25 protein-coding genes are annotated in these 23,193 nt (G+C 41.8%); all 25 read left to right on the top strand.

The window, feature by feature from the left end; all coding sequences use genetic code 11:
- Nucleotides 1-86: 86 nt before the first annotated feature.
- Nucleotides 87-1,247 carry a methionine adenosyltransferase gene (metK, locus tag DMI82_RS02285; RefSeq protein ID WP_164979694.1) on the top strand — a complete coding sequence of 387 codons (1,161 nt, stop codon included), beginning with the start codon at nt 87-89 and terminating at the stop codon, nt 1,245-1,247.
- Nucleotides 1,247-2,224 carry a DUF3991 and TOPRIM domain-containing protein gene (locus DMI82_RS02290; RefSeq protein WP_110102380.1) on the top strand — a complete coding sequence of 326 codons (978 nt, stop codon included), beginning with the start codon at nt 1,247-1,249 and terminating at the stop codon, nt 2,222-2,224. Before metK ends, DMI82_RS02290 begins: the two co-directional genes overlap by 1 nt.
- Nucleotides 2,225-2,230: 6 nt before the next feature.
- Nucleotides 2,231-2,977: a hypothetical protein gene (locus DMI82_RS02295; RefSeq protein ID WP_110102382.1), complete on the top strand. Its 747-nt coding sequence runs from the start codon at nt 2,231-2,233 to the stop codon at nt 2,975-2,977.
- 11 nt (nt 2,978-2,988) lie between these two features.
- On the top strand, nt 2,989-3,582 hold the full coding sequence (locus DMI82_RS02300; protein WP_110102472.1) for a hypothetical protein: 594 nt from the start codon (nt 2,989-2,991) through the stop codon (nt 3,580-3,582).
- A gap of 20 nt (nt 3,583-3,602) precedes the next feature.
- On the top strand, nt 3,603-4,406 hold the full coding sequence (locus tag DMI82_RS02305) for a DNA-methyltransferase (protein ID WP_330409188.1): 804 nt from the start codon (nt 3,603-3,605) through the stop codon (nt 4,404-4,406).
- 81 nt (nt 4,407-4,487) lie between these two features.
- The gene (locus DMI82_RS02310) at nt 4,488-4,811 is read left to right on the top strand and encodes a DUF7768 domain-containing protein (RefSeq protein ID WP_015513330.1); all 324 of its coding nucleotides are present in this window, start codon (nt 4,488-4,490) and stop codon (nt 4,809-4,811) included.
- Nucleotides 4,812-4,949: 138 nt separating this feature from the next.
- On the top strand, nt 4,950-5,126 hold the full coding sequence (locus tag DMI82_RS02315) for a DUF3789 domain-containing protein (protein ID WP_015513331.1): 177 nt from the start codon (nt 4,950-4,952) through the stop codon (nt 5,124-5,126).
- On the top strand, nt 5,105-5,413 hold the full coding sequence (locus DMI82_RS02320) for a plasmid mobilization protein (protein ID WP_015513332.1): 309 nt from the start codon (nt 5,105-5,107) through the stop codon (nt 5,411-5,413). Before DMI82_RS02315 ends, DMI82_RS02320 begins: the two co-directional genes overlap by 22 nt.
- A gap of 6 nt (nt 5,414-5,419) precedes the next feature.
- Nucleotides 5,420-6,703 carry a relaxase/mobilization nuclease domain-containing protein gene (locus tag DMI82_RS02325; protein WP_110102386.1) on the top strand — a complete coding sequence of 428 codons (1,284 nt, stop codon included), beginning with the start codon at nt 5,420-5,422 and terminating at the stop codon, nt 6,701-6,703.
- Between the two features lie 2 nt (nt 6,704-6,705).
- Entirely contained in the window at nt 6,706-7,512 is an 807-nt protein-coding gene (locus DMI82_RS02330; RefSeq protein WP_004614511.1) for a PcfB family protein, read from the top strand.
- A gap of 5 nt (nt 7,513-7,517) precedes the next feature.
- Nucleotides 7,518-8,504, top strand: a complete 987-nt coding sequence (locus DMI82_RS02335; RefSeq protein WP_171027959.1) for an ArdC family protein — start codon at nt 7,518-7,520, stop codon at nt 8,502-8,504.
- An 83-nt stretch (nt 8,505-8,587) separates the two neighbouring features.
- Nucleotides 8,588-8,899: a hypothetical protein gene (locus DMI82_RS02340; protein ID WP_004614509.1), complete on the top strand. Its 312-nt coding sequence runs from the start codon at nt 8,588-8,590 to the stop codon at nt 8,897-8,899.
- 16 nt (nt 8,900-8,915) lie between these two features.
- The gene (locus tag DMI82_RS02345) at nt 8,916-9,194 is read left to right on the top strand and encodes a DUF4314 domain-containing protein (protein WP_101884938.1); all 279 of its coding nucleotides are present in this window, start codon (nt 8,916-8,918) and stop codon (nt 9,192-9,194) included.
- A gap of 23 nt (nt 9,195-9,217) precedes the next feature.
- Entirely contained in the window at nt 9,218-10,942 is a 1,725-nt protein-coding gene (locus tag DMI82_RS02350) for a VirD4-like conjugal transfer protein, CD1115 family (protein ID WP_179976722.1), read from the top strand.
- Between the two features lie 87 nt (nt 10,943-11,029).
- Complete coding sequence (locus DMI82_RS02355; protein ID WP_006426976.1) at nt 11,030-11,347, top strand: hypothetical protein; 318 nt, start codon at nt 11,030-11,032, stop codon at nt 11,345-11,347.
- Between the two features lie 87 nt (nt 11,348-11,434).
- A complete protein-coding gene (locus tag DMI82_RS02360; RefSeq protein ID WP_171027960.1) occupies nt 11,435-12,277 on the top strand; it encodes a hypothetical protein in 843 nt (280 codons plus the stop codon).
- Nucleotides 12,278-12,282: 5 nt separating this feature from the next.
- Nucleotides 12,283-12,714: a DUF4313 domain-containing protein gene (locus tag DMI82_RS02365; protein WP_055215240.1), complete on the top strand. Its 432-nt coding sequence runs from the start codon at nt 12,283-12,285 to the stop codon at nt 12,712-12,714.
- Nucleotides 12,715-12,717: 3 nt separating this feature from the next.
- Nucleotides 12,718-13,158, top strand: a complete 441-nt coding sequence (locus DMI82_RS02370; RefSeq protein WP_023923453.1) for a PrgI family protein — start codon at nt 12,718-12,720, stop codon at nt 13,156-13,158.
- Nucleotides 13,151-15,481, top strand: a complete 2,331-nt coding sequence (locus DMI82_RS02375; protein WP_199669452.1) for a VirB4-like conjugal transfer ATPase, CD1110 family — start codon at nt 13,151-13,153, stop codon at nt 15,479-15,481. The genes DMI82_RS02370 and DMI82_RS02375 overlap by 8 nt, the downstream gene beginning before the upstream one ends.
- Nucleotides 15,481-15,831, top strand: a complete 351-nt coding sequence (locus DMI82_RS02380; RefSeq protein WP_006426970.1) for a hypothetical protein — start codon at nt 15,481-15,483, stop codon at nt 15,829-15,831. Before DMI82_RS02375 ends, DMI82_RS02380 begins: the two co-directional genes overlap by 1 nt.
- A 29-nt stretch (nt 15,832-15,860) precedes the next feature.
- Nucleotides 15,861-17,552, top strand: a complete 1,692-nt coding sequence (locus DMI82_RS02385) for a lysozyme family protein (RefSeq protein WP_006426969.1) — start codon at nt 15,861-15,863, stop codon at nt 17,550-17,552.
- A 170-nt stretch (nt 17,553-17,722) separates the two neighbouring features.
- Nucleotides 17,723-19,984, top strand: a complete 2,262-nt coding sequence (locus DMI82_RS02390; RefSeq protein ID WP_007884642.1) for a glycoside hydrolase domain-containing protein — start codon at nt 17,723-17,725, stop codon at nt 19,982-19,984.
- Nucleotides 19,985-20,064: 80 nt separating this feature from the next.
- Nucleotides 20,065-20,625: a hypothetical protein gene (locus tag DMI82_RS02395; protein ID WP_006426967.1), complete on the top strand. Its 561-nt coding sequence runs from the start codon at nt 20,065-20,067 to the stop codon at nt 20,623-20,625.
- 403 nt (nt 20,626-21,028) lie between these two features.
- Complete coding sequence (locus DMI82_RS02400; RefSeq protein WP_110102391.1) at nt 21,029-21,742, top strand: LytR/AlgR family response regulator transcription factor; 714 nt, start codon at nt 21,029-21,031, stop codon at nt 21,740-21,742.
- Nucleotides 21,739-23,013: a sensor histidine kinase gene (locus DMI82_RS02405; protein ID WP_055215245.1), complete on the top strand. Its 1,275-nt coding sequence runs from the start codon at nt 21,739-21,741 to the stop codon at nt 23,011-23,013. Before DMI82_RS02400 ends, DMI82_RS02405 begins: the two co-directional genes overlap by 4 nt.
- Nucleotides 23,014-23,193 lie beyond the last annotated feature (180 nt).

Here is a 23,193-nt window from a genome sequence, read left to right on the forward strand (position 1 = left end):
TAAAAATTACAGGATAAACCAATCTGACAGGGCAGGAGATGTGCATAAAGCAGCTTCTGCCCTGTCTGTATATAAGGAGAAGAATGATGAGACGTTTTTATACAGCAGAATCAGTAACAGAAGGACACCCAGACAAAGTATGCGATCAGATAGCAGATGCAATCTTAGATGAATGTCTGCGTTACGATCCATCTTCGAGAGTGGCGTGTGAAGTCCTTGCTACAAGAGGAAATGTGTTTGTAGCAGGAGAAATCACCAGCGGATATGAACCACCAGTGTTTGATGTGATCCGAAAAGTTTTAGAAGAGTGTGGGTATTGTACAGATGGGATAGAAATGGATACGTTTGTACACCAGCAGAGTCCAGATATTGCGAAAGCAGTGAGTGTGTCGAAAGAATTTCGGGATAATATTGGTGCAAAGATAAGAGACAGAAGCAGGGGAGCTGGAGATCAGGGTGTTATGGTCGGATATGCGTGCGATGAGACTCCGCAGCTTATGCCAATGCCGACTGTTCTGGCACACCGGATCACACGTGAACTTTCGGCTTGCAGAAGAAGCGGATATATCAAAGATATCTTTTCTGATGGAAAAGCACAGGTAACCGTAGAATATGAAGATGGAAAACCAGTGAGACTGGAAAGTGTTGTTGTTTCCTGCCAGCATGGTGCAGAAAAGAGCCTGAAGAAGTTAGATGCCGAGATTAGAGAGAAAGTGCTTCGCTCAGCACTCAGATTACTGCCGCCGGATGAGGATACGAAGATTCTGATTAATCCGTCAGGAAAATTTGTGTGTGGAGGGTTTGATGCAGATACCGGACTGACGGGGAGAAAGCTGATGGTGGATACTTATGGCAGTATGATTCCGCATGGCGGCGGTGCATTTTCGGGAAAGGACTGTTCGAAAGTAGACCGTTCGGCGGCTTATATGGCAAGGTATATCGCCAAAAATATAGTAGCTGCTGAGTTTGCAAGCAAGTGTCAGGTGTCTCTGGCTTATGCAATCGGAGTAGCAGAACCGGTTATGATTGAGGTAGATACCTTTGGTACAGGAAAAGTGTGTGCAGATGATTGTCTGGCGGCAGCAATCCCACTGGTGTTTGGAGTGACACCCGTTCAGATCATGGAATCCCTTCGATTGAATCGTCCGATTTTCCGGCAGACGGCAGTTTTTGGTCATTTTGGAAGAAAGGAGTTTCCTTGGGAGCGGACAGATAAGGTACTGGCTCTTCAGGATACGATTCTGTAATGCCTTGGGTAACAGAAGAAGAGATTCAGGCAGCAAAAAATATGACTGCGTATGAGTATTTGCGAACACATCAGGCACAGAGACTGCAAAAGACAAGAACCAGAAATGAATGGCAGTTGACGGACCATGACAGTTTTAAAATCAATGAATTGTCGAGTAAATGGCATTGGAAATCCAGAGATATCGGGGGAGTGTCTGCACTGCGGTTCCTGATTGAAGTGGATGGAATGAAATTTACAGATGCTGTAAAACTGCTGTGCGAAGAGAGTCCGTCTTTTATTCCGACACAGTCTGCCGAAAAGGAAAAACCACTATTTAAACTGCCGGAGAGATATTGTAATTGCAGACGAATCAGGGCTTATTTAAACCACAGAGGAATCAGCGATGAAGTGATCACATATTGTATTTCACATGAAATCCTTTATGAAAGTGTCCCGTACCATAACGCAGTTTTTGTTGGGAAAGATGAATCCAGAAAAGCAAGATATGCATTCCTGCGAGGAATCTATGAAAAAAACGGGAAGGGATTCAAGATGGAGCAGACCGGGAGTGAAAAAAAGTACAGCTTTTGCATTCCACCTGAAAGAGAAACAAAGCGAGTTGCCGTATATGAAGCGTGTATTGATGCATTGGCACACATGACACTGGAAGAAGGAAAGAGGGATAAATATCGTCTTTCCCTTGGGGGAATCGCTGCTCCGAAAGAAAACGCACTGATACAGAGTGAACGTTTTAAAAAGCCGCCGGACGCACTGGAAGAGTTTCTGAAGAACCATCCGGAAATCAAAGAAATTGAAATATGCACCGATAATGACTTTGCCGGGAGATGGGCGAAAGAACAGATGAAAAAACATTACGAGGGAACGTATCAGATTATCTGCAATCTGCCGGAAAAAGAAGGGGAAGATTATGCAGACCTTGCGAAAGAAAAAAAGCAGGCAAATAAATGCAGGGACAGACCATTGGAAAGAAGGTGATAGAGAATGGAAGAAAAAGGAACGATGCACGTACATCTGTTGACGGAGCTGACTGGAAATCTTTATTCAGAAGAATCCGAATGGGAAGAAGATTGGTCGGAGAGTGATGAATATGGAATGCCGTTAGATGGAACAGAACTTGCCGATTATGAAGAAGTCATCCGAGAAGAACTGGAACGTTATGGGGAAGATGATCTCATGCAGTATTTTGATGGAAGTGAGTCCATTCAGGGAAAGATACAAAGTGCAGTTGTTACGATAGAAAACAAAGACGGAATCCTGTACGGCTGTACCAAACTGGAATTAAATGAATTTTTAAGTCAGGAAGAGCTACAGGAATTCACCGAATACATTACAGGACAGTACAGTGACGGTTGGGGTGAAGGATTTGAGCAGAGGGATATAAAGGTGGATGGTGGAACGCTGAATGTGCATTTTTGGCATCCAGATATGGAACAGCCGAAAATGTATGAAAAGAAAACAGAGCAGATTCCGACAAAGCCTGAGAAACAACGTCCCAAGTTACAGTTCCTTGGACATGATGGGAATATTTTTTCCATTATGGGCGATGCCTCAACTCTTTTGAAAAAGAATAAACAGACAGCAGAAGCAAAAGAAATGTGTAAAAGGGTATTGGAAAGTGGGGACTATTACAAAGCACTTTTGATTATCAGCGAATATGTGGAAACTGAGTTGAGTCCACCACCAAAAGAAAATAGGAAGGCAAAGAAGAAACAGCAGCCGGAACGGTGAAAGGAGAGAACGTGAGTAAGTATAAGATTACAGAGATTGAACATCCGAAATATCCATGGCTCCATCGAATACAGGCGGTGTCAGATGTGAATGAGAAAGTACCAAAAGGAACACTGGGCGGTTTTATAGAGAATGAAAACAATCTGTCACAGGAAGGGACTTGCTGGATTTATGATGATGCAATCTGTTGTGAAAACGGTGAGGTAAAGGAAGAGGCTGCACTTTATGATGGCAGTCTGGTCAGAGGTTATGCTGTTGTTACCGGAGATACTACTTTTTATGACAGAGCAGTTGCGAAGAGAGACTGTTATATCTGTGGCGGTGAGATAAAGGAAAATGCGGTAATCAGTGGAAAAGCATTTATTGATACGGTAGGAGTAAATGCACCTGTTATCGGTGGAGAAAGCCATGTGTATGGAGAAGTAAGAGGAAATATCTATATCAAAGGGGATATTTTCCCTTGGGATATATTTAATAACCACACAAAAGATATGTTCTTATATGAAAATGGAAAGTGGAGTGCTTTTTCTGTTCCTGAGAAACTGAAACCGCCACAGTCCTACCAGAAAAGACAAACAAAGAAGAAAAATCAGCCGGAACGCTGAGAAAAGAAAGGATGATGCCTATGACAAATGGCCTGAGTTTGGAAGAACTTATGAAAGAGGGAACATACCCAGAGGAATATGCTGAAGGGGAAAACTGGAAAATATTACATGGAGATACATTAAAACTGGTCAAAGCATTCCAGCCGGGAATCTTTGATGCAGTCATTACCGATCCACCGTATGCGTCCGGTGGAACAAAGCAGAATGAAAGAAATCGTACTACAAACCAGAAATACAGCAGTATGAGTGCTGCAAATGCACTTCCGGATTTTGATGGGGACAATAAAGATCAGAGATCATGGACACACTGGATGGCTGAGTGGCTTTACGATGTGCGGAAAGCCTGCAAGAAAGGAGCTCCGATCTGTCTGTTCATTGACTGGCGTCAGTATCCATCAATTACCGATGCATTGCAGTGGGCAGGATGGATTTGGCGAGGAACAGCGGTGTGGGATAAGGGAAACTCCCGTCCACAGAAAGGCCGTTTCCGCCAGCAGGCTGAATACATTGTGTGGGGCAGTAATGGACCGATGCCAATCAACCGTCCGGTATCTTGTCTGCCGGGAGTCTTCCGATATGGAAATCCGCAGAACCGGATTCATGTGACAGAGAAGCCGTTGCAGCTTATGAAAGATGTCATCCAGATTTGCGAACCGGGAGGTCTGATCCTGGACCCGTTTGCCGGAGCAGGAACGACTGTCCTTGCAGCGGTTATGACAGGCTATCGTGCAGTAGGAATTGAGGTAACAGATTCCTACTACAAACTGGGAAGTGACAGAGTGAGAATTGCATTAGAAGCAGAGCAGAAAGAGGATGAAAAGTAGCCGGGATGTCCAATTGGACATCTTGTTTTTTATAGAGAAAATACTTGGCATCCAACTGGATGCAGGAAGGAGATGGAGCGTATGGAACAGGCGCTGGCTTATGTGTGCTGTTCAGCAGAAGAAAGTCGGGTAAAAGTGCAGAAATATTGCAGAAAAATCTATGAACTTGGGTATGTACCAATCTGTCCGAGATTTGTATTCTCACCATTTTTGGAAGAATCCGATGCAGAAGATATGCAGGGATATGGAAGAATGTCCCATATCCTTTTGCGGAGATGCCGGATGGTAGTCGTATGTGGGAAAGAAGTGACAGGAACAATGAATACCGAAATCAGTATGGCAGACAGACTCCATATCATTTGTACGACACTTGATGGACTGGTACAGATAAAAGAATCAAAATAAATCGGAATCGAGTTAATCCGGTACTACAGAAACTGGTGGTACTCGTTTTGCAAGCATAGCGTTTGGATATCCAAACGCACTTTGGGGAGAACCCCAATCCCCCGGACACAGACGGAAATGGAAAGGAAGGATCAAGTCATGTTAAGAAATGGAGTAATGATTGTAATCGCATTGATGAGCGGAGGATTTATAGGAGTGATAGTGACCTGTTGCATGGTTGCAGCGAAAAAATCCGATGAGGATCTTGGCGGTATGATGAAAGAGGAAGAGAAAAAAGAAGGGACGGTGATGCAATGCGAAAACGAAACCATGTGATCCCGGTACGGCTTAATGCAAGGGAAGTCAGGGAACTGAATGAGCAGGTCGAAAGAAGCGGTCTGAGCCGGGAAGAGTTTATGCGTTCGTTGATTTTAGGAGCGCAGGTTCATGCAAAACCCTGTGAGCATCATCCCGAATTGCTCCGAAAGATTGCAGGCTTATGCAACAATGCCAATCAGCTTGCACATGTTGCCAATGCTTCTGGTATGGCAAGCGAGCAGAGTATTCAGGAAATGCTGCGGCTTACCAAAGAGACATGGCATCTGGTAAAGGAAGAGTGGTAATGACCGATGGCTTATACAAGTGTTATCCCCGTCCACCGCCTGGACCGTTCCATCGAATATGTGAAAGACAAAGAAAAAACCACACAGAAAGCAGACTCTTTGGAGGCTGCCATTGATTATGCCATGAACCGGACAAAGACGGAACAGGCGGTCTTCGAAGATACCATCGGATGTACCAATGAAAATGCGTATGCAGATATGGTGGCAACAAAAAAGAGATTCCATAAGATGGGCGGTGTGGAAGGATACCATCTGGTACAGAGTTTTGCAGAAGGTGAGGTGACACCGGAACTGGCACATCTCATCGGACAGGAACTGGCAGACCGGCTCTTAAAGGGACAGTATGAAGTCGTTATCACAACGCATCTGAATACCAGACATTATCATAACCACATTGTCTGGAACTCTGTGAGCATGGCAGACGGGCGTAAGTACCACAGCAATGCAAAGAGTTATTATACGGAGATCCGGAAGATCTCCGATGAGCTGTGCAGAAAATATGGTCTGTCTATCATTGAATCCAATCAGAAAAAATCAATCCCTTATGTACAGTGGAAAGCAGAACAGGAAGGAAAGCCGACATGGAGAACGGCGATCCGTTTGGATATCAGGGAATCGGTACAGGAAAGCTACTCCTGGTCACAATTCCTAAAAGAGATGGAAAAGCGGGGTTATACATGGAAACTGAACAGGAAATACATTTCTTTAAAAGCTCCGGGAATGGAGCGGTATATTCGTCTGCGTTCCCTTGGAAAAAATTATTCTGAAGAGGAAATACGTGGGCAGATACTACAGCCCAAGGTGAAACGAGTCTATCAAAAGGCAGTACAGATTCATCCCAAAAAGAAACTGACCGGGATTCAGGCACTGTATTATTCCTATTTATATCAAATGGGGGTACTGCCAAAAAGACCGAAAAGGAGTCCATACGCTGTCAGAGAGGATATCCGGAAACTGGATCAGAGGATTGAACAGATTGAGTTTTTAATGAAGCATGACATTACGACCAGAGAACAGCTTGCCACATACCGTGAGCCGTTACAAAAGCAGATTTCAGAACTGATGAAGGAACGCAGAAAGCTCTATCGGAATGACAGTGAAGACAGTGGAAAAGCACGGCTGTCTGAAATCAATGAGGAATTAAAAAATCTCGGAAAAGAAGTCCGTATGACCGTCCGGATTGAAAAGCATTCATTGGAAATCGAAGAAAGACTTCGAAAGGCAGAAGAACAAAACCAGAATGAGAAACGTGTGGAACACAAAGAAAAAGAGAGTCAGGAGGTGAGATAAGTATGAATTACGGAGCAGAACCGGCAGATCAGGTGGTGCGGTACAGTCTGGAAGGAATGGAATACTCTTTGAAGATTACCGGAAATGTGGCAAAGCATGTGGCAATCTTTATTGCGGCCGCCCTGAAAGATCAGAAAAAGACAAGAGGGAAAACAAGGCTTACCAGAATGTTAAAGGAACAGCGCCCGATGAAATTTTTTACCGTTCCGGGTGACCGCTTAAAAGAATTTGCGAAAGAAGCCAAAGCGAGAGGTATCTTATATGTTGTCATCAAAGATAAGGTGAATCCGGATCAGACAGAGGTCATGGTATTTGCAGATGATGCAGCAAAGATGAACCGGGTATTAGACCGGATGAATCTGGATTTTGTAAAAGCAGAATCAGGCTCTATGGTTACAGAAGCAGTGGAAAAAGAGAATGCACCGGAAAAGGCAGAGAACCAGATGGAAAAAGAAACCGGGGAGAATGTACGGACAGAGACTGTTGTCCTGCCGGAAGGCAAGATAGAATTTGAACTGGATGATGCGGAAGAAATGTTCCAGATCGGGGATGAGGCTTTCCCGGAAGGAAATTTTACACATGCGCAGGAGGGGAAAGCAAAGAATCCGTCCGAACCTTTCTCGCGCAACAAAAATATTTCTTCCGGTCGGGAAACTAGCTGGGAAGAAAAGAATGAAAAACCATCTGTGCGGAAAGAACTCGGAGATATCCGTAAGGAACAGGAAGAGAAACGTAAGAGGCCGGACAGACGGAAAAATGCCAGAGAGAGCAGGAAGAAACGTAAGAATATGAAAACGAAAGGCAGGTAATGTATATGGATTTAACAGACATGATTTCAGGTGGAACGGAAGAACAGCAGATTCCTGAACAGAAATTGACCAAGGAAGAATATGCAGCCAAGAAGCAGCAGGAAAGAGAAGAGGTATGGGCTGAAGTAGATTCACAGGCACAGGGAGTTTTTCAGGATGGAGAAAAACTGAAAGGCTTTCTGGATTTTATGGCAGAGTGTAATACACAGAGAACTCCGAATCTGCTTTTGATCTACGGACAGCATCCGGATTTTAAGGTGGTAAGGTCTTATGAACGCTGGAGAGAAGAACACCGTTCAGTAAAAGCAGGGGAGCATGGCATTACTTATATGATTTCCACTGAATACGAAAAAGACGGAGAAATGCGGAGAGGATATACGATCGGAAAAGGATTTGACATCAGTCAGATGTCAGGAAAGCCATTAGAAGAACGCCCACAGCGAAGTCTGACAGAACTGGTAGGAGTTGTCTTAAAAGACCAGTCGGTGCGTGTACAGATTGAGGATAATCTGCCAGACAAAGTGCAGGCCCAGTACAATCCGAGATACCGTACCATTTATATCCGCAACGGAATGAGTGAAGTAACGACATTCCATGCACTGAACAGAGAACTGGCATGTGCAGCACTGGACCAGCATACCGGAACCTACAGCCGACAGAAAGTCAGCGCACAGGCATATTGTGCGGCCTATGTGATTGCAAAACGTTATGGTGTGGATGTTACCGGATTCAATCTGGAGTATATTGCACAGAGAAATGAATGTGGAAAGAAAGATCCGCAGGAACTGAGAGACTTTTTAAATGATGTCCGTCAGGCTTCCTACAGTATACGAAACCATATCGAACGCAATTTTGGTGCAAAGGAACAGGAGTATATAACCGATGAGTTCGCAATCGGAGACCCTGTAAAAATACCGGAAACCAAGGATGAAAAACCATCTGAACAAGTATCCGGAAAAGAGAAAAAAGCAAAGAGCCAGCCGGAACGATAAAAGTGAAAAAGTTGGACGGTTGGAGTAGCTATTACGGAGGTCTTGTGATATGGTTGGTGTAATAAAAAAAGGAGGTCAGCCAGATGACAAAATACTATTTGAAGATGGATAACATTATGAAAAATATGTTCGTGGTGGCACTGAATGATGAGCTGCAGGCACAGAGTGAGCAGGATGAATGTTTGGAAGAAACGAAAGCTCTTCTGAAAAAAGTAAGTGAATACGACCTCGCCCAGAAACGGCTGCAGATTACAGCCGGGGAACAAAGGCAGATCCGTAAGGCACTGAACAGGCTTAGAAGTAAATATCTTGCAGCCGGAAGATATAGTGATGGAATAGATAAAATCATTATTCAGGTTGCAAAACCGAATACCACCAGACACATGTTCTGGTAGAGAAAGGAGTGGTTGATTGGTCATTTATTCAAGAGAAAAAGTGGCACGACTTAGAGAACAATATCCGGCAGGAACAAGAATCTGTCTGGATTCGATGGACGGAGAAGCGGGTATGCCGCAGGGACTGGAAGGAACTGTGCAGTATGTGGATGATGCAGGTCAGCTCGGCATCAGTTGGGACAACGGCAGAAGTCTCTCACTGATACCGGGAGTGGATTCCTTTCATAAGAAAGAAGGACAGGAACATCCAGAAGAAAAGCCACGCAAGAAAAGAGAATCTGACTTGCAGAGATAAGTAAAAAAAAGCAGGACTTGGTTCTGTGTCTTGTCTTTCTGCCATTTGTCTGGTGGGCGGCAGCGATTACCGCTTGTGCCATTGCACCGGATAAGAATTTTATTCAAATCTTAGAAACGCTGAGCGAAAAACTCGAACAGCCGTTTTTTATCACGTATACACCGTATACGTTCAAATGTATTCTGATATTCACAGCAGCCTATTTCTTAGGCATTGGTATTTATGAATCCCAAAAAAGAAATTATAGAAGAGGTGTGGAACATGGTTCCGCAAAATGGGGCAACGTGTCCGAAATCTGCAGACGTTACTGCGAAAAACGATACACGCAAAATCTGCTTTTAACACAGCATTTCCGTATGGGACTGGACGGCTATAAGCACAAACGAAACCTAAATGTGCTGGTAGTCGGAGGTTCAGGAGCTGGAAAGAGCCGGACGTATGCAATCCCAAACATCATGCAGTGCAACTGTTCGATGGTGATTACTGATCCCAAGGCAGAACTTTTGCGTAAAACCGGAGGTGTTCTGGAACGGAATGGATATGAAGTCCGGGTTTTTGATTTGATCAATCCGGAGACTTCCTGGTGTTATAATCCGTTTGCGTATGTCTGGGATGATAAGGATGTACTGAAGCTGATCAATAACCTGATCCGCAACACAACACCGAAGGGAGCGCAGAGTTCAGACCCGTTCTGGGAGAAGTCCGAGACTGCACTTTTACAGGCACTTATGCTGTATTTGCTGCATGAGGCTCCACCGGAAGAACAGAACTTTCCGATGATCATGGAAATGCTTGGAAGCGCTCAGGTCAAAGAAGATGATGAGGATTACCAGTCCCCATTGGACATTTTGTTTGAAAGACTGGAAATGCGGGACCCGGAGAGTATTGCGGTCAAGCAGTATGCCATTTATAAGCAGGCAGCCGGAAAGACTGCAAAGTCTATTTTGATCTCGGTTGGTGTCCGTCTGGCAGCTTTTAACCTGAAACAGATTGCAAATCTGACCTGTACAGACGAACTGGACTTATACAGTATCGGGGAGAAAAAAGTAGCACTGTTTTGCTGTATTCCGGATGCCGACACCAGCATGAATTATCTGGTCGGCATGATTTACAGTAATCTGTTTCAGACACTGTATTATGTGGCAGACCGGAAGTACGGAGGAAGGCTTCCAATTCCGGTACACTGCATTATGGATGAATGGCCAAACGTAGCCTTGCCGGATGATTTTGACAAGATTCTGGCAACCATGCGTTCCAGAGGGATTTCCTGCAGTATCATCATCCAGAATATCGCACAGATGAAAGCCTTATTTAAAGACTCGTATGAGAGTCTGATCGGCAACTGCGATGAATTTTTATATCTGGGTGGAAATGAAAAAGAAGGACATAAGTATGTCTCGGAATTATTGGGAAAAGAAACATTGGATACCAATACCTACGGACAGACAAAAGGGCGTAGCGGCAGCTATTCGGTGAATTATCAGCAGACTGGAAGGGAACTTTTAACACCGGATGAAATACGGCTTTTAGATAACCGCAAAGCGATTTTGTTTATTCGTGGGGAGCGTCCGATCATGGACGATAAATATGATTTAAAAAAGCATGTGAATTTCAGATACACAGAGGACGGTGGTGCATCGCCTTATGATTATGCGAAAACACCACTGGCTCACGACGACCTAAAGATTGACATTAACAGATTAGACGACTACGAACTGCTGTCTACCGAAGACATCCTTGGTGAATAGCAGTTTTTTGATGGATTGGAGTGATGTGTATTGAAGAAATTTCTCACAGGAGAAAAGAATAGAACAAAAAAGAATACAACTGAAAAAATGACAACCCCGATGCCGATGGGGAGAAAACAGAAAAAGTGGATGAGCCTTTACATGGCACTGGTACTGACCGTAACGGTTGGAGCAACGACCGCATTCGCAGCCGGTGATCCGTTGTCCGTTATCAATAACCTGTCTACTTTTATTTTTTCCCTGATTCGTGCAATCGGTTTGATTTTGCTTGGATTTGGTGTTGTGCAGGTTGGTCTGTCTTTAAAAAGCCATGATCCAAGCCAGAGGGCAAATGGATTTCTGACACTGGCCGGAGGAGTAATTATTACGTTCGCCAAAGAAATCCTGGATCTGATTATGGCGTAAGCCTCTTTGAAAAAGTATATCAGGAAACAGCAGGAGTGCCGGAAGGTACTCCTGCATTCAAAAGTATGTTCAGGGAGGTGAAAGTTTTTGAGCGATAACTGGATTGTACAGAATCTGAACTCTGCGTTGTCTACATGGAGTGAAAAGATGGCAGAACTGTGGACACTGCTTACTGAAAATCCGGCAACTTTTAAAGGCGGCGGCATCTGGCGGATTATGACCAATATCAATGATGCACTGACAGCTATTGCCTATGGATTACTGGTGTTGTTTTTTGCAGCCGGAATCATTAAAACGTGTGGCAGTTTTACAGATCTGAAAAAGCCGGAACATGTGCTAAAAGCATTTATCCGGTTTGCACTTGCTCAGGGAGCAATCACGTATGGAATGGAACTTATGCAGGCACTGTTTTCCATTGTGCAAGGAATCGTGACAACCGTAATGAGTGGCTCCAGTATGGCAGGAAGCGTGACGGAACTGCCAACGGAGATTGTAGATAAGATCGAGAGTGTGGGAATGCTGGAATCCATTCCATTGTGGATTGTCACACTGCTTGGCAGTCTGCTGATCACCGTATTGTCATTTGTGATGATCCTGACAGTGTATGGCAGAATGTTCAAAATCTATATGTATACGGCAATCGCCCCGATTCCGATTTCCTCGTTTGCAGGAGAACCCACGCAGTCTATTGGAAAGAACTTTATCCGTTCTTATATAGGCGTGTGTCTGGAAGGGGCAATTATTGCACTGGCGTGTATTATCTTTTCTGCTTATGCGGCAAGTCCTCCGGCAGTGGGAGATACGGAGCTGAGTGCAGTTACAATCGTGTGGAACTATGTAGGAGAACTGGTATTCAATTTATTGGTACTTGTTGGAGCAATTAAGGCATCTGACCGTATTGTCAGAGAAATGATGGGACTTGGAGGTTAAAAAATATGGATACAAAGAAAACATTAAGATATAACTGGGAATTCGGACGTGAGACAGTAGCGATACGAGTGAGCTCTTATCGGAACAATGGGAATTTATATGTAGGACTCTGCCATAAGGAAGGGAGAGACTGGGAAGATTTTGGAGATGTAACCATTAATCTGCCCTATCAGTTCTTAGAGCCAAATGAGGCTTTTATAACAGGAGATTTTACCAAGGATATGCTTCATTTTATCAAGGAACATAAACTTGGAAAAGTGTTGAATGAAACAGGAAGATCAGGATATGCAACCTATCAGAAGGTAGCGTTTGACCTTGCAAGACTTGCGGAATTTGATCCGGAAGGCGTTGCGGAACACTGTAGATTTGCCGGGATAGAAGTACCGAAAGAAAAACCACAGAAAACGAAGAAACAAAACAGGGGAGAGGAACGATAATTTATGGAAGTAAAGATGAACAAAGAAATCAGGGACTATCAAGAATCCATGTTTATGGGACTGGACCTGAGACAATGTGTGTGTTCTGTTCTTGCGATTCTTACAGCAATCGGAATTTACTTTGGAATGCGTGATATTACCGGACAGGAAATAACCGGATGGCTGTGTGTGCTTGGTGCTGCTCCATTTGCTGCCTGTGGCTTTTTCAAATATCATGGTATGACAGCCGAACAGTTTTTATGGGCAGTGATCAAATCCGAATTGCTGTATCCGAAGAAACTGGTGTTTCAGTCGGAAGATATCTACTACTCCTGCATGCAGGAGACCATCTCGCTGGGAGAAAAGAATCAAAAGGATGGAGCGGAAATCATAAAAGAGCGGGAGCAAAAAGCAGAAGCAAAACAGAGAAAGAAACGCAAGGGAAGGAGTGATGCCTTTGATTAAAACCTTAAGTCAGGCACTTCGGATGGATAAGGAACGCTTCAAAGTTCCGAAATCCGTCCAACAGGCAATTCCCATCCAGCGAATCTGGCCGGATGGAATTTTTCAACAGGGAACGAAATTCTCAAAAACATATCGTTTTACAGATATCAACTATTATATTGCGAGTAAGGACAATAAGACAGAAATGTTTCTGGATTATTCTGAACTCTTAAATTCACTGGATTCCGGCATTTCTGCCCAAATTACCATCAATAATCGGAGAATCAATAAAGAAGAATTCGAAAAGTCTATTCTGCTTCCAATGAAGGAAGATGGACTGGACCACTATCGGGAAGAATACAACGAAATGCTCCTGTCTAAGATTACAGGAACAAACAACAGCATCTATCAGGAACGGTATCTGACCGTCAGTGTACATAAAAGATCGATTGATGATGCAAGAACCTATTTTGCACGTATCGGAACAGACATCGTAACACATCTGGCAAAGTTATCGTCCACAGCAGAAGGACTGGACGCAGAGAGCCGGCTCCAGATTTTCAGGGATTTCTTCAAGGGAGATGTCCCACAGGCATTTCCGTTTGATCTGAAACAATTTGCCAAGAAGGGAACAAGTTTCAAGGACTGGATGTGTCCGGATTCTATGGAATTTGAACGTGACCATTTTAAAATCGGTGACAGATACGGAAGAGTCCTGTATATGCAGGATTATGCAAGTTATGTCAAAGATGACATGATTTCAGAATTGTGTGACTTTAGCCGGAATCTGATGTTGTCGATTGACATCCTGCCAGTCCCTACGGATGAAGCGGTAAGGGAAATCCAGAACCGACTGCTTGGTGTGGAAACTAACGTGACCAACTGGCAGAGAAGGCAGAACGCTAATAATAACTTCTCGGCAATCGTACCATACGATATGGAACTTCAGAGAAAAGAAACCAAGGAAATGCTCGATGATCTGACAACCAGAGACCAGCGTATGATGTTCGGGATTTTGACAATGGTACATCTGGCAGACAGCAAAAAGCAACTGGATTCCGATACGGAACTGATTCTGTCAATCGCAAGAAAGCATCTGTGTCAGATGGCAACATTAAAGTGGCAGCAAGTGGACGGACTCAATACAGTGCTTCCTTACGGACTGCGAAAGATCAATGCCCTGCGTACATTGACAACGGAATCAACGGCTGTTTTAATCCCGTTCCATACACAGGAAATCCTGCAGCCGGGAGGTATCTATTATGGGCAGAATGCAGTCAGCAAGAACCTTCTGGTAGCCGACCGGAAGAAACTGATGAATGGAAACAGTTTCCGGTTGGGCGTCAGTGGATCAGGAAAGAGCTTTTCGGCAAAAGAAGAGATTGTGCATCTGGCATTGAGTACCGATGACGATATCCTGATTCTTGATCCGGAGTCCGAATTTACAAAATTAGTAGAGGCTCTGGGCGGACAGGTTGTAAAAGTATCTGCGACATCAGACAATCATCTGAATGCAATGGATATGGACGCAGCCTACGGCAATGAAAAGAATCCACTGATTGAAAAATCGGAGTTTATCCTGTCTGTGTTCGAGCAGTTGGTTGGAGCAGGAAATCTGTCGGCAAAAGAAAAGTCGATTCTGGACCGCTGTGCTGCAGATGTGTACCGGGATTATATCCGAAGTGGTTATACCGGAGAAGTTCCGACATTGAAAGATATGTACCGACAGTTGATGTTACAGCCGGAAGAAGAGGCAAGGGGACTTGCACTGTCATCCGAACTTTTTATCAATGGAAGCCTGAACACCTTTGCACAGCCGACCAATGTGAATAAGAAGAACAGGATCATGGATTATGATATCCGGGAACTGGGGGAACAGCTTATGCCACTGGGAATGCTGGTTACCTTAGACAGTATTTTCAACAGGGTAATTCAGAACTGGAAAGAAGGAAAAACGACATGGATATTTGCCGATGAGTTCTATCTGTTATTCCGCTATGAATACAGTGCAAATTTCTTCTACCGACTGTACAAGAGAATCAGAAAATACAATGGATTCGTGACAGGTTTAACCCAAAATGTTGAGGAACTTCTGAAATCGGACACTGCAAGACTGATGTTGGCAAACAGTGAGTTTTTGATTCTTTTGAATCAGGCAAGTACAGACAGGGAAGAATTGGCAGCTCTTTTGAATATTTCCGAAAACCAACTGTCCTATATTACAAATGTATCGGTTGGCAGTGGCCTAATCCGTTGCTCTGGGAATATCGTACCATTTGAGAATACGTTCCCAAAGAATACAGACCTTTATAAACTAATGACAACAAAACCGGGAGAATCATAATGAAGAAAAAAGAAGAAGTAACGATAACTTTTTATGCTGCAGAGTGCGGTGAGTTCCATGATTTAGGAGAATATACAAAATGCAGAACGCTGGAAGAGGCATATAAAAAGTACCAGAAATATTGTAGAACATCTGCCAATATGTGTCCGGCTATTGAGTTTTCTATTCATGATCCAGAATCAATTTATTCAGACATGGAATATCCATTACCGTTGTCATCAAAAGACAGGGGAGACTTGGAACTTGTGCCATATTACAACGAACATCCACTGGTAAATGAGGCAATCAGACAGGTGGAGCAGTTGCAGAAACAGCAGGAAAAAAAGAAACATCGGGATGTTGCCCGATGAGATAAGAGATACGGAAAGAGGGTGACCGGATGAAAGATATCAAGGAACGGGTAAGGGATAAGAATCCGAAGATTCGAAATCCGGCTGCCCGACTTCCGAAAGAACTGGTTCGCTCAGCGGTTCTGGAAGCAAAAGAAAAGCCAAGGGAACTACATGAAAAAAGCAGTGGGCAGTCAGAATCCCCAACACAGTATGGAACTGAAAAAATAGAATCCGTACAGTACAGAGCGGCGAGTGTGGCAGGAAAAAGTATAGGGAAAACCACATATCAAGGTGGAAAAAAACTTGCTGGAGTGACCTACAGGAAGATAAAGGAAAGAAAAAGCAGACAGGAAGAAGCGAAAGCTGCCGAAGAAGCAATGGAGCAGGGGGCAGAAAGCGGAAAGAAATTAATCAAGTTGAAACCGGAGCAGGCAGCACTTGCCAAGGAGAATGGTAAACGGCAGGTGAAAGCAGCACCGAGAGTGGTAAAAGTATCCGGTCTGTCTCAAGAAAAAATAAAGACACAGGCATCCATGCAGAAACAGCAGATGGAAAAAAGTCTTCAGGCGATGCAGAAAGCAAGAGCAGCCCAGATGGCAAGAAAGTCAGCACAGGCATCGGCAGAAAGTGGAAAAGCAGTCCTTCAGGTAACTGGAAAGGGTTCAAAGTTATCCGTACAGGGAATTACAGCAGCGATTCAAAAAGGGGTAGTAGCTCTTGAAAAAATGGGAAAATGGATTGCTGCCGGAGGTAGTGCATTTCTTCTGGTATTTATTCTGATTGTGGGAATCATTGCAGGAGCAGCTTTCAGCAGTAATTCGGAAAGCTCCGAATCCCTAAGTGAAGAAGTGCTTGCGTATACTTCTGTGATACAGCAGTATGCATCCCAATACGGCATTCCGGAATATGTGTCTGCGATACAGGCCATCATGATGCAGGAATCTGGAGGCAGGGGAACAGACCCGATGCAGTGTTCGGAAAGTCCATATAATACAAGATTCCCACACACTCCTGGTTCTATTACTGATCCGGATTATTCGATAGAGGTTGGAGTACAGACCTTTGCAGACTGTATCAGACAGGCAGGATGCAGCAGTCCACAGGATCTGGACAAGCTGAAACTTGCATGGCAGGGATATAACTATGGAAATGGCTACATAGGATGGGCATTGCAAAGAGGCGGTTATACAGAAGCCAATGCATTGCAGTTTTCACAGGAACAGGCAGCTTCGCATGGATGGAGCAGTTACGGAGATCCCCAATACGTTCCCCATGTGATGCGGTATTATTCCGGTGGCAGCCTGTTTGCTGGTTTGTTTGGTAATCAGCAGATTGTGTCGGTTGCAATGGGGCAGCTTGGAAACAGTGGCGGTCAGAAGTTCTGGAGCTGGTACGGATTTGACAGTCGGGTAGAATGGTGTGCCTGTTTTGTAAGCTGGTGTGCGGATCAGAGCGGTCTGATTGCAAGTGGGAATGTTCCTAAATTCTCATTGTGCAGTGATGGAGTGTCCTGGTTTCAGGGAAAGAATAAGTGGCAGAGTGGCGGAACAACTCCGACAGCTGGAATGATCATCTTTTTTGACTGGGATCATGATGGAACATCGGATCATGTAGGAATAGTAGAAAAGTGTGAAGGTGGAAGAGTTTACACGATTGAGGGAAATTCCAGTGATCAGGTACGGCAGAGAAATTATGCAGTAGATTACAGTTCTATAATGGGATATGGGGTGATAAATTGATGGTTTCTTTCATAATTTGTTAAGGATTTTATAAGGGAGTTAATGAATTCTTTGGAAAATAGTCACAAAATAGGCACAGTTGATTGATAAATTGTTATTGTAACTTTTAGTGATAGACATATAAAGAGTTAGAAATCTTTATAATTGACTTGAATTAGGAGGTAGTGAATATGAGTGATCAGAATGTAAAAGCAGCACAAAAATATTTAAATGCGATGTTTGGTGGACATAAGGATTGGGTAAAACTGGATGAAGATGGAAAGACCGGAACAGCCGTGATGCAGGGAATCATTCGTGCATTTCAGATTCAGAATGGAATCTCAACGATTACAGGAACGGTTGGACCACTTACTATTAATACCATGAAGAAGTTAGCCATTATTACAAAAATGGATCCGAATGATACTCCGCAGGTTAATGTATGCTTGATTCAGTGTGCTCTGTTTTGCAAAGGATATGCTGCTGGAGGAATTACTGGAATTTATTATACATCAGGAGTAAATGCAGTTAAAAAGATGCAGGAAAATGCAGGACTGGAAGTTACGGGCAAAATTGATTGGAAAGTTTGGTCTGGATTGTTATCCCTAAACTGGTTTACAAAGGTTTCTGGTGGGGATTCCAATATTGTTCTTATTCAACAGCAATTAAATAGTGACTGGTCAGATGTTATTGGTGTTGGACCTTGTGATGGAATTGCCTCAAGACAGACAATTTTGTCTTTAGTTGGTGCATTGCAGGCGGCTGAAGGAGTTACAACTGAATTAATTACAGATTTGAATTCAGTTAATTTTGGCGATGCAACAACAAATGCGTTTCCGGGTACATTACAGAACGGACAGAACTCGACGAAATATGTTCCATTTAATAAGATTGCTCAATACGGACTATATTTTAACGGATATAATCCGGGAAGATTCGATGGCGTGTTTGATTCGACTACAGAGTCAAAGGTGTCAGAATTTCAGGAGTTTTATGGTCTGACAGGAATTGGACTTGTAACAAAAGGAAAAGTAAATGTTTCTACTATGAAATCATTGCTTACGAGTAAAGGCGATACAAACAGGGCAGCAAAAGCGTGTGACTGTGCAACAGTATTAAATAAACAACAGGCATTAGATATAAAAAATGCAGGGTATACTCATGTAGGACGTTATCTGACAGGTTCTGTTGGAAAAGAACATACACCGAAATATTTGACATCAACAGAAGTGAAAAACATTGAAAATGCAGGATTATCGGTATTCCCGATATATCAGGATGGAGGATATGAATTAAACTATTTTAAGGATCCGTCCCAGGGAAGTGTTGATGCACAGACAGCAATTTTAGCAGCCGAGAGAATCGGTATACCAAGTGGAACGACTATATACTTTGCAGTGGATTTTGATTGTTATTCATATCAGATTGATACATTTATTATACCTTATTTTGAACAGATTCACATGATCTTTTTCAGTTCGACAAATGATAAAAATTATAAAGTCGGCATTTATGCACCAAGATATGTATGTACTAAAGTTTATGAAGCAGGATTGGCAAGTAAATCATTTGTGGCAGATATGTCAACTGGATTTAGCTGTAATTTGGGATATTCGATGCCGAAGAACTGGGCATTTGATCAATTTTGTGAGTTGAACTCATTTTCTTCATCACCTTCGTTCCCACTGGATAAAGATGCATATTCAGGGAGAGATACTGGATTTAAAAAGTTCGATGCCGTATCGACAAAAACAGATGAGGAAATAGCGCAAGAAAATCTTCGGGCAAAGGTAAAAATAGCACGAAATCAATATGTCTATAATGTAATGGAGCCGCTTGGTTATCTGAATAAAATTATGGATGTGGGTGTGGAGTATGATAAGGAAATTTCACTGGGAACAATGATGAGTCCTCAAGGAGCAATTGATATTTCTACTAAAATATCCACATCGCTTGAAAGTTCAACTGGTAAAATTTATAATATAAAAGTGGATATAGGAAATGATGGAGAATTGACACAAACTTGCAAAAATCAAATTATGGAGATTTCATCAAATTTATCAGATACAGGTATAGAGGGAGCAGATAACTTTGGAAATACGATAGAAAAAATTGCTTTATCGGTTAAATCTGGTAATATTGCTTTTGAAATAAATAATGTTTTTGCCAATAGTGTAGAGTTTTCCATTGTATTTAGTACATCAGATTTGCTGCCAGAAGAGGAAAAAGAGTGGACAATATCGGTTGCTTTGATTTTTACAATGACATTAAATTCTAATAGTGGTCTTGAATTTAATGTTGTAGAATTCACAAAAGAGCATAGTAATATACTGGCAGGAGCCGTAATATTAGTTCTTGCGGGTGCATTAGTTGTAAATGCAATTCCGTCAATTATTGCTTTATTTTCAGCTGGAGCAGGTACTGTTTTTGGTTTGTTGATTCAAGCGCTGTAAATTGTAAAAGAATAAAAGAGACAATGGCCAGAGGTTCGATTTTATAAAGAGGACCTCTGGCAAAAGGGGGATTAAGAAGAATGCATATTAAATCAATTGTGTCAGATGAGGATAGGGAAGAATTAGAAAGAATGCTTTCGCTTGGGTTTATAATTCCTAATCAATTATTTAAAACAAGACAGAAAAGTAGAATGATTATCTATATTTTTACACCTGTAGAATTTTTACTGTCGATTAATTGTTATCTGTCGGAAAGTTATTTGATGTTTGGAATAGGGATTGGAACTTGTGTGGCTTGTGTGGCTTGGATTATTTGGTATCAAATGATTGGTAAAAATTTTGAAAAAAATGTTCATGAATTTGTCTGGGGTAGATCAGGATATGAAACGGTGGATATCGATGAAAACGCAATTAAAATAGATGAAGATCAAATTTATGAATTTAAAAATATTGATAGAATGTTCTTATATAAAAACTTCTTTTTTTTCATAACAAATGAAAAGAAAATATTTATATTTAAAACGACAGATATGGAGTCGGATGAACTTATAAAAATTATTAAAACAACAGGGATTTTATTTGAAAAAAAAGAAAAACCATTTAATATTTATAAGTATTGTAAAAAAGGAAAAAGTTTTTAAAAATAAGCAGAGGATGGTGGATTTATCATCCTTTTAGAGAAGAGCATGTATTTTAAAGGGAATCTGGTTTTGCAGGTTCCCTTTTTGCCATCAAAAACGTTGATGTTTTATCAAATGACGCTAAAAATAAAAAGAATAATGCAGGGGGTGACATTATTAGTTATCGCTGTAATATTTGGATAAAATATAAATAAAACATAAAAAATATAAATAAATTATAAAATGGCGACAGTTTTTTCTTGTTCAAGTGTTTATTATATAGAGGACAAAATAAGACAGCAAAGGAAGTGGTGCTGTTGCATCGGAAAAATGACACAAAATTAGTGATGTCCATTCGGGAAAAGAATTGAAGGGGATTCTTTTCCCCATTTGTCGTGTTACGAAAGACTGAGGGTAAGAAAATATGCTAGAACTTGCAATCTGTGATGATGACATCATCCTATGTAATTGGTTAGAACAGAAGCTGCTCCATTATGGGAAAGCGAATGACTGTCAGATATCTATAGAAATATACTATTCTGCGGAGCAGCTTCTTAACAGGCTGGAAGAAGAATCCTACGATATGTTATTCCTTGATATTTGTCTGGAACATGAGAATGGAATTGATATCGGAACGGAGATACGAAAGAAAAATTATGGAAAAGAACTGCGGATTACCTATATTTCAACATATCAGGAATATGCTATGAAATTATTCCGTATTCATCCATTTGATTTTCATGTAAAGCCAATCCGAGAGGAAGAACTTTTCCGGGTGATAGGTGAATTACGGGAACTGTTAAAAGAACGGAAGAAAATATTTGAATATACGGATACAAAAGGAATCCACAAGATTTCTTATGACAAGATCCTGTATTTTTATAGTCTGGGAAAAAGAGTACATATCGTGACATCGGAAAAAGAATATGAATATCGAGGAAAATTAAAGGATGTAGCGGATGTAACAGAAGAATATTTCTTACTGATTCACAAGTCCTATCTCATCAATATGGAACACGTGGAGCATTACGAATATGACAACGTGGTTATGAAAGACAAGACACGTCTCAGTATCAGTAAAGCAAATCGCAAGAAGGTCAGGGAAAGACTATTACAAACGGAGAAGAAAAGATTATGAATATCCATTTGATCACTTATCTGACAAGTAAATTATTCTGGATTTATACTGTGTTCCGTTACAATACCATCCTGTATCCAAAAAATGAGGATACACAAAAGCTATTTGCATATTTTTGTGCATATCTGCTTTCATGCTGGGGAAGCATGCAGTGGGGAACGATGTACGGAGATCTGATCTTTGAGCTGATAGCTCTGTTAATTATAACAGTGGCATATCAGGCAGACTGGCAACATCATGTCTGGAATACACTTATGGTATATATTATGGGAATTTTATGTGATGGGATTCCAATCGTGTTCTTTCAACGGTATGCGGTAGCAAGAAATCCGGTGCATCATCACATGGGACCGGGAACTATTGTAATGGGAAATTTTATATTCTTTTTACTGGAAGTCATTATTGAAAGAAAAGTAGGTGTAAAGAGAAGTTATTATATAAAGAACCGTCATTGGCTTGCTATGCTTTCTGTCCCGGTGATCAGCATTATAGTCTGTATCAGGATATTGCTGCCAGACAGAAGAGGTGTGCGGTCTACGATTGTATTATTCTTACTGTTTATCAATGTGTTTATTTTCTATCTGCACGATGAGGTTCAGAAAAGTTATATTGAAACAGCAAAACAGGAAGAGATGAAAATTCAGATGAGCCAGTATGCAAAAGAACTGGAGATGATGATGAAATCACAGGACAGGCTGAATAAGATACATCATGATTACAAGCACCATCTTACAACAATAGGGGCAATGGCAAAAACGGGAGGAAATGAAGAGATTCTATCGTATCTGAAACAAATGGAGAATATAGCCGGAACAGCCTTATGTCATCATTTATATACAGAAAACCGTAATATGAATAATCTGCTGAATTATATTTTGGAAGATTCGAAATCAGTAATTGAAAATCCGGAGATTTCTGTAGAAATACCGAATCATATAGGGGAAGAATTATTTGATATAAGTATAATAGTGGGAAATCTTATGGATAATGCTATTCGTGGGACAGCAGCTTCAGATGAAAGGAGATTATCGTTTCAGATGTATTATGGAAAAGGAATCATGAATATCCAGATTGAGAATAGCATAAAAGATACACCAAAAGTGCGGAATGGAATTTATCTGACAACGAAAAGCAGGAAAGAAGGACATGGAATAGGATTACAAAATGTGAAACTCGTAGTAGAAAAATATCATGGTCAGATGGAGATCTGCCATACGGAGAAATCCTTTCAAGTGAAAATATTATTATATATGAAATTAGATGAAAAATAGTAAGGCGATGGTGTCTTACTATTTTTTTCGACCGATTTCGTCTATTTTTGCCACCTCAAGGGGCATTTTTACCATTTATGAAAATTTTGTGATTTTTTAGATTATAGTAGTGCCAAAGTCAGAAAAAAGGAGGGTAGCGGTTATTTTGTAAAGGAATTATAGAAAAAGATTACAAGAGGG

The organism is Blautia sp. BCRC 81119, assembly GCF_003184505.1.
Lineage (GTDB): Bacteria > Bacillota > Clostridia > Lachnospirales > Lachnospiraceae > Blautia_A > Blautia_A fusiformis.

Bases quoted from the DNA above. Each gene is read 5' to 3' on its own strand.
- DMI82_RS02340 (WP_004614509.1), top strand. From the start codon at position 8,588: ATGACAAAATACTATTTGAAGATGGATAACATTATGAAAAATATGTTC.
- DMI82_RS02365 (WP_055215240.1), top strand. From the start codon at position 12,283: ATGGATACAAAGAAAACATTAAGATATAACTGGGAATTCGGACGTGAG.
- DMI82_RS02370 (WP_023923453.1), top strand. From the start codon at position 12,718: ATGGAAGTAAAGATGAACAAAGAAATCAGGGACTATCAAGAATCCATG.
- DMI82_RS02390 (WP_007884642.1), top strand. From the start codon at position 17,723: ATGAGTGATCAGAATGTAAAAGCAGCACAAAAATATTTAAATGCGATG.
- DMI82_RS02330 (WP_004614511.1), top strand. From the start codon at position 6,706: ATGAATTACGGAGCAGAACCGGCAGATCAGGTGGTGCGGTACAGTCTG.
- metK (WP_164979694.1), top strand. From the start codon at position 87: ATGAGACGTTTTTATACAGCAGAATCAGTAACAGAAGGACACCCAGAC.
- DMI82_RS02310 (WP_015513330.1), top strand. From the start codon at position 4,488: ATGGAACAGGCGCTGGCTTATGTGTGCTGTTCAGCAGAAGAAAGTCGG.
- DMI82_RS02290 (WP_110102380.1), top strand. From the start codon at position 1,247: ATGCCTTGGGTAACAGAAGAAGAGATTCAGGCAGCAAAAAATATGACT.
- DMI82_RS02325 (WP_110102386.1), top strand. From the start codon at position 5,420: ATGGCTTATACAAGTGTTATCCCCGTCCACCGCCTGGACCGTTCCATC.
- DMI82_RS02385 (WP_006426969.1), top strand. From the start codon at position 15,861: ATGAAAGATATCAAGGAACGGGTAAGGGATAAGAATCCGAAGATTCGA.
- DMI82_RS02405 (WP_055215245.1), top strand. From the start codon at position 21,739: ATGAATATCCATTTGATCACTTATCTGACAAGTAAATTATTCTGGATT.
- DMI82_RS02395 (WP_006426967.1), top strand. From the start codon at position 20,065: ATGCATATTAAATCAATTGTGTCAGATGAGGATAGGGAAGAATTAGAA.
- DMI82_RS02305 (WP_330409188.1), top strand. From the start codon at position 3,603: ATGACAAATGGCCTGAGTTTGGAAGAACTTATGAAAGAGGGAACATAC.
- DMI82_RS02355 (WP_006426976.1), top strand. From the start codon at position 11,030: ATGACAACCCCGATGCCGATGGGGAGAAAACAGAAAAAGTGGATGAGC.
- DMI82_RS02380 (WP_006426970.1), top strand. From the start codon at position 15,481: ATGAAGAAAAAAGAAGAAGTAACGATAACTTTTTATGCTGCAGAGTGC.
- DMI82_RS02295 (WP_110102382.1), top strand. From the start codon at position 2,231: ATGGAAGAAAAAGGAACGATGCACGTACATCTGTTGACGGAGCTGACT.
- DMI82_RS02335 (WP_171027959.1), top strand. From the start codon at position 7,518: ATGGATTTAACAGACATGATTTCAGGTGGAACGGAAGAACAGCAGATT.
- DMI82_RS02315 (WP_015513331.1), top strand. From the start codon at position 4,950: ATGTTAAGAAATGGAGTAATGATTGTAATCGCATTGATGAGCGGAGGA.
- DMI82_RS02320 (WP_015513332.1), top strand. From the start codon at position 5,105: ATGCGAAAACGAAACCATGTGATCCCGGTACGGCTTAATGCAAGGGAA.
- DMI82_RS02400 (WP_110102391.1), top strand. From the start codon at position 21,029: ATGCTAGAACTTGCAATCTGTGATGATGACATCATCCTATGTAATTGG.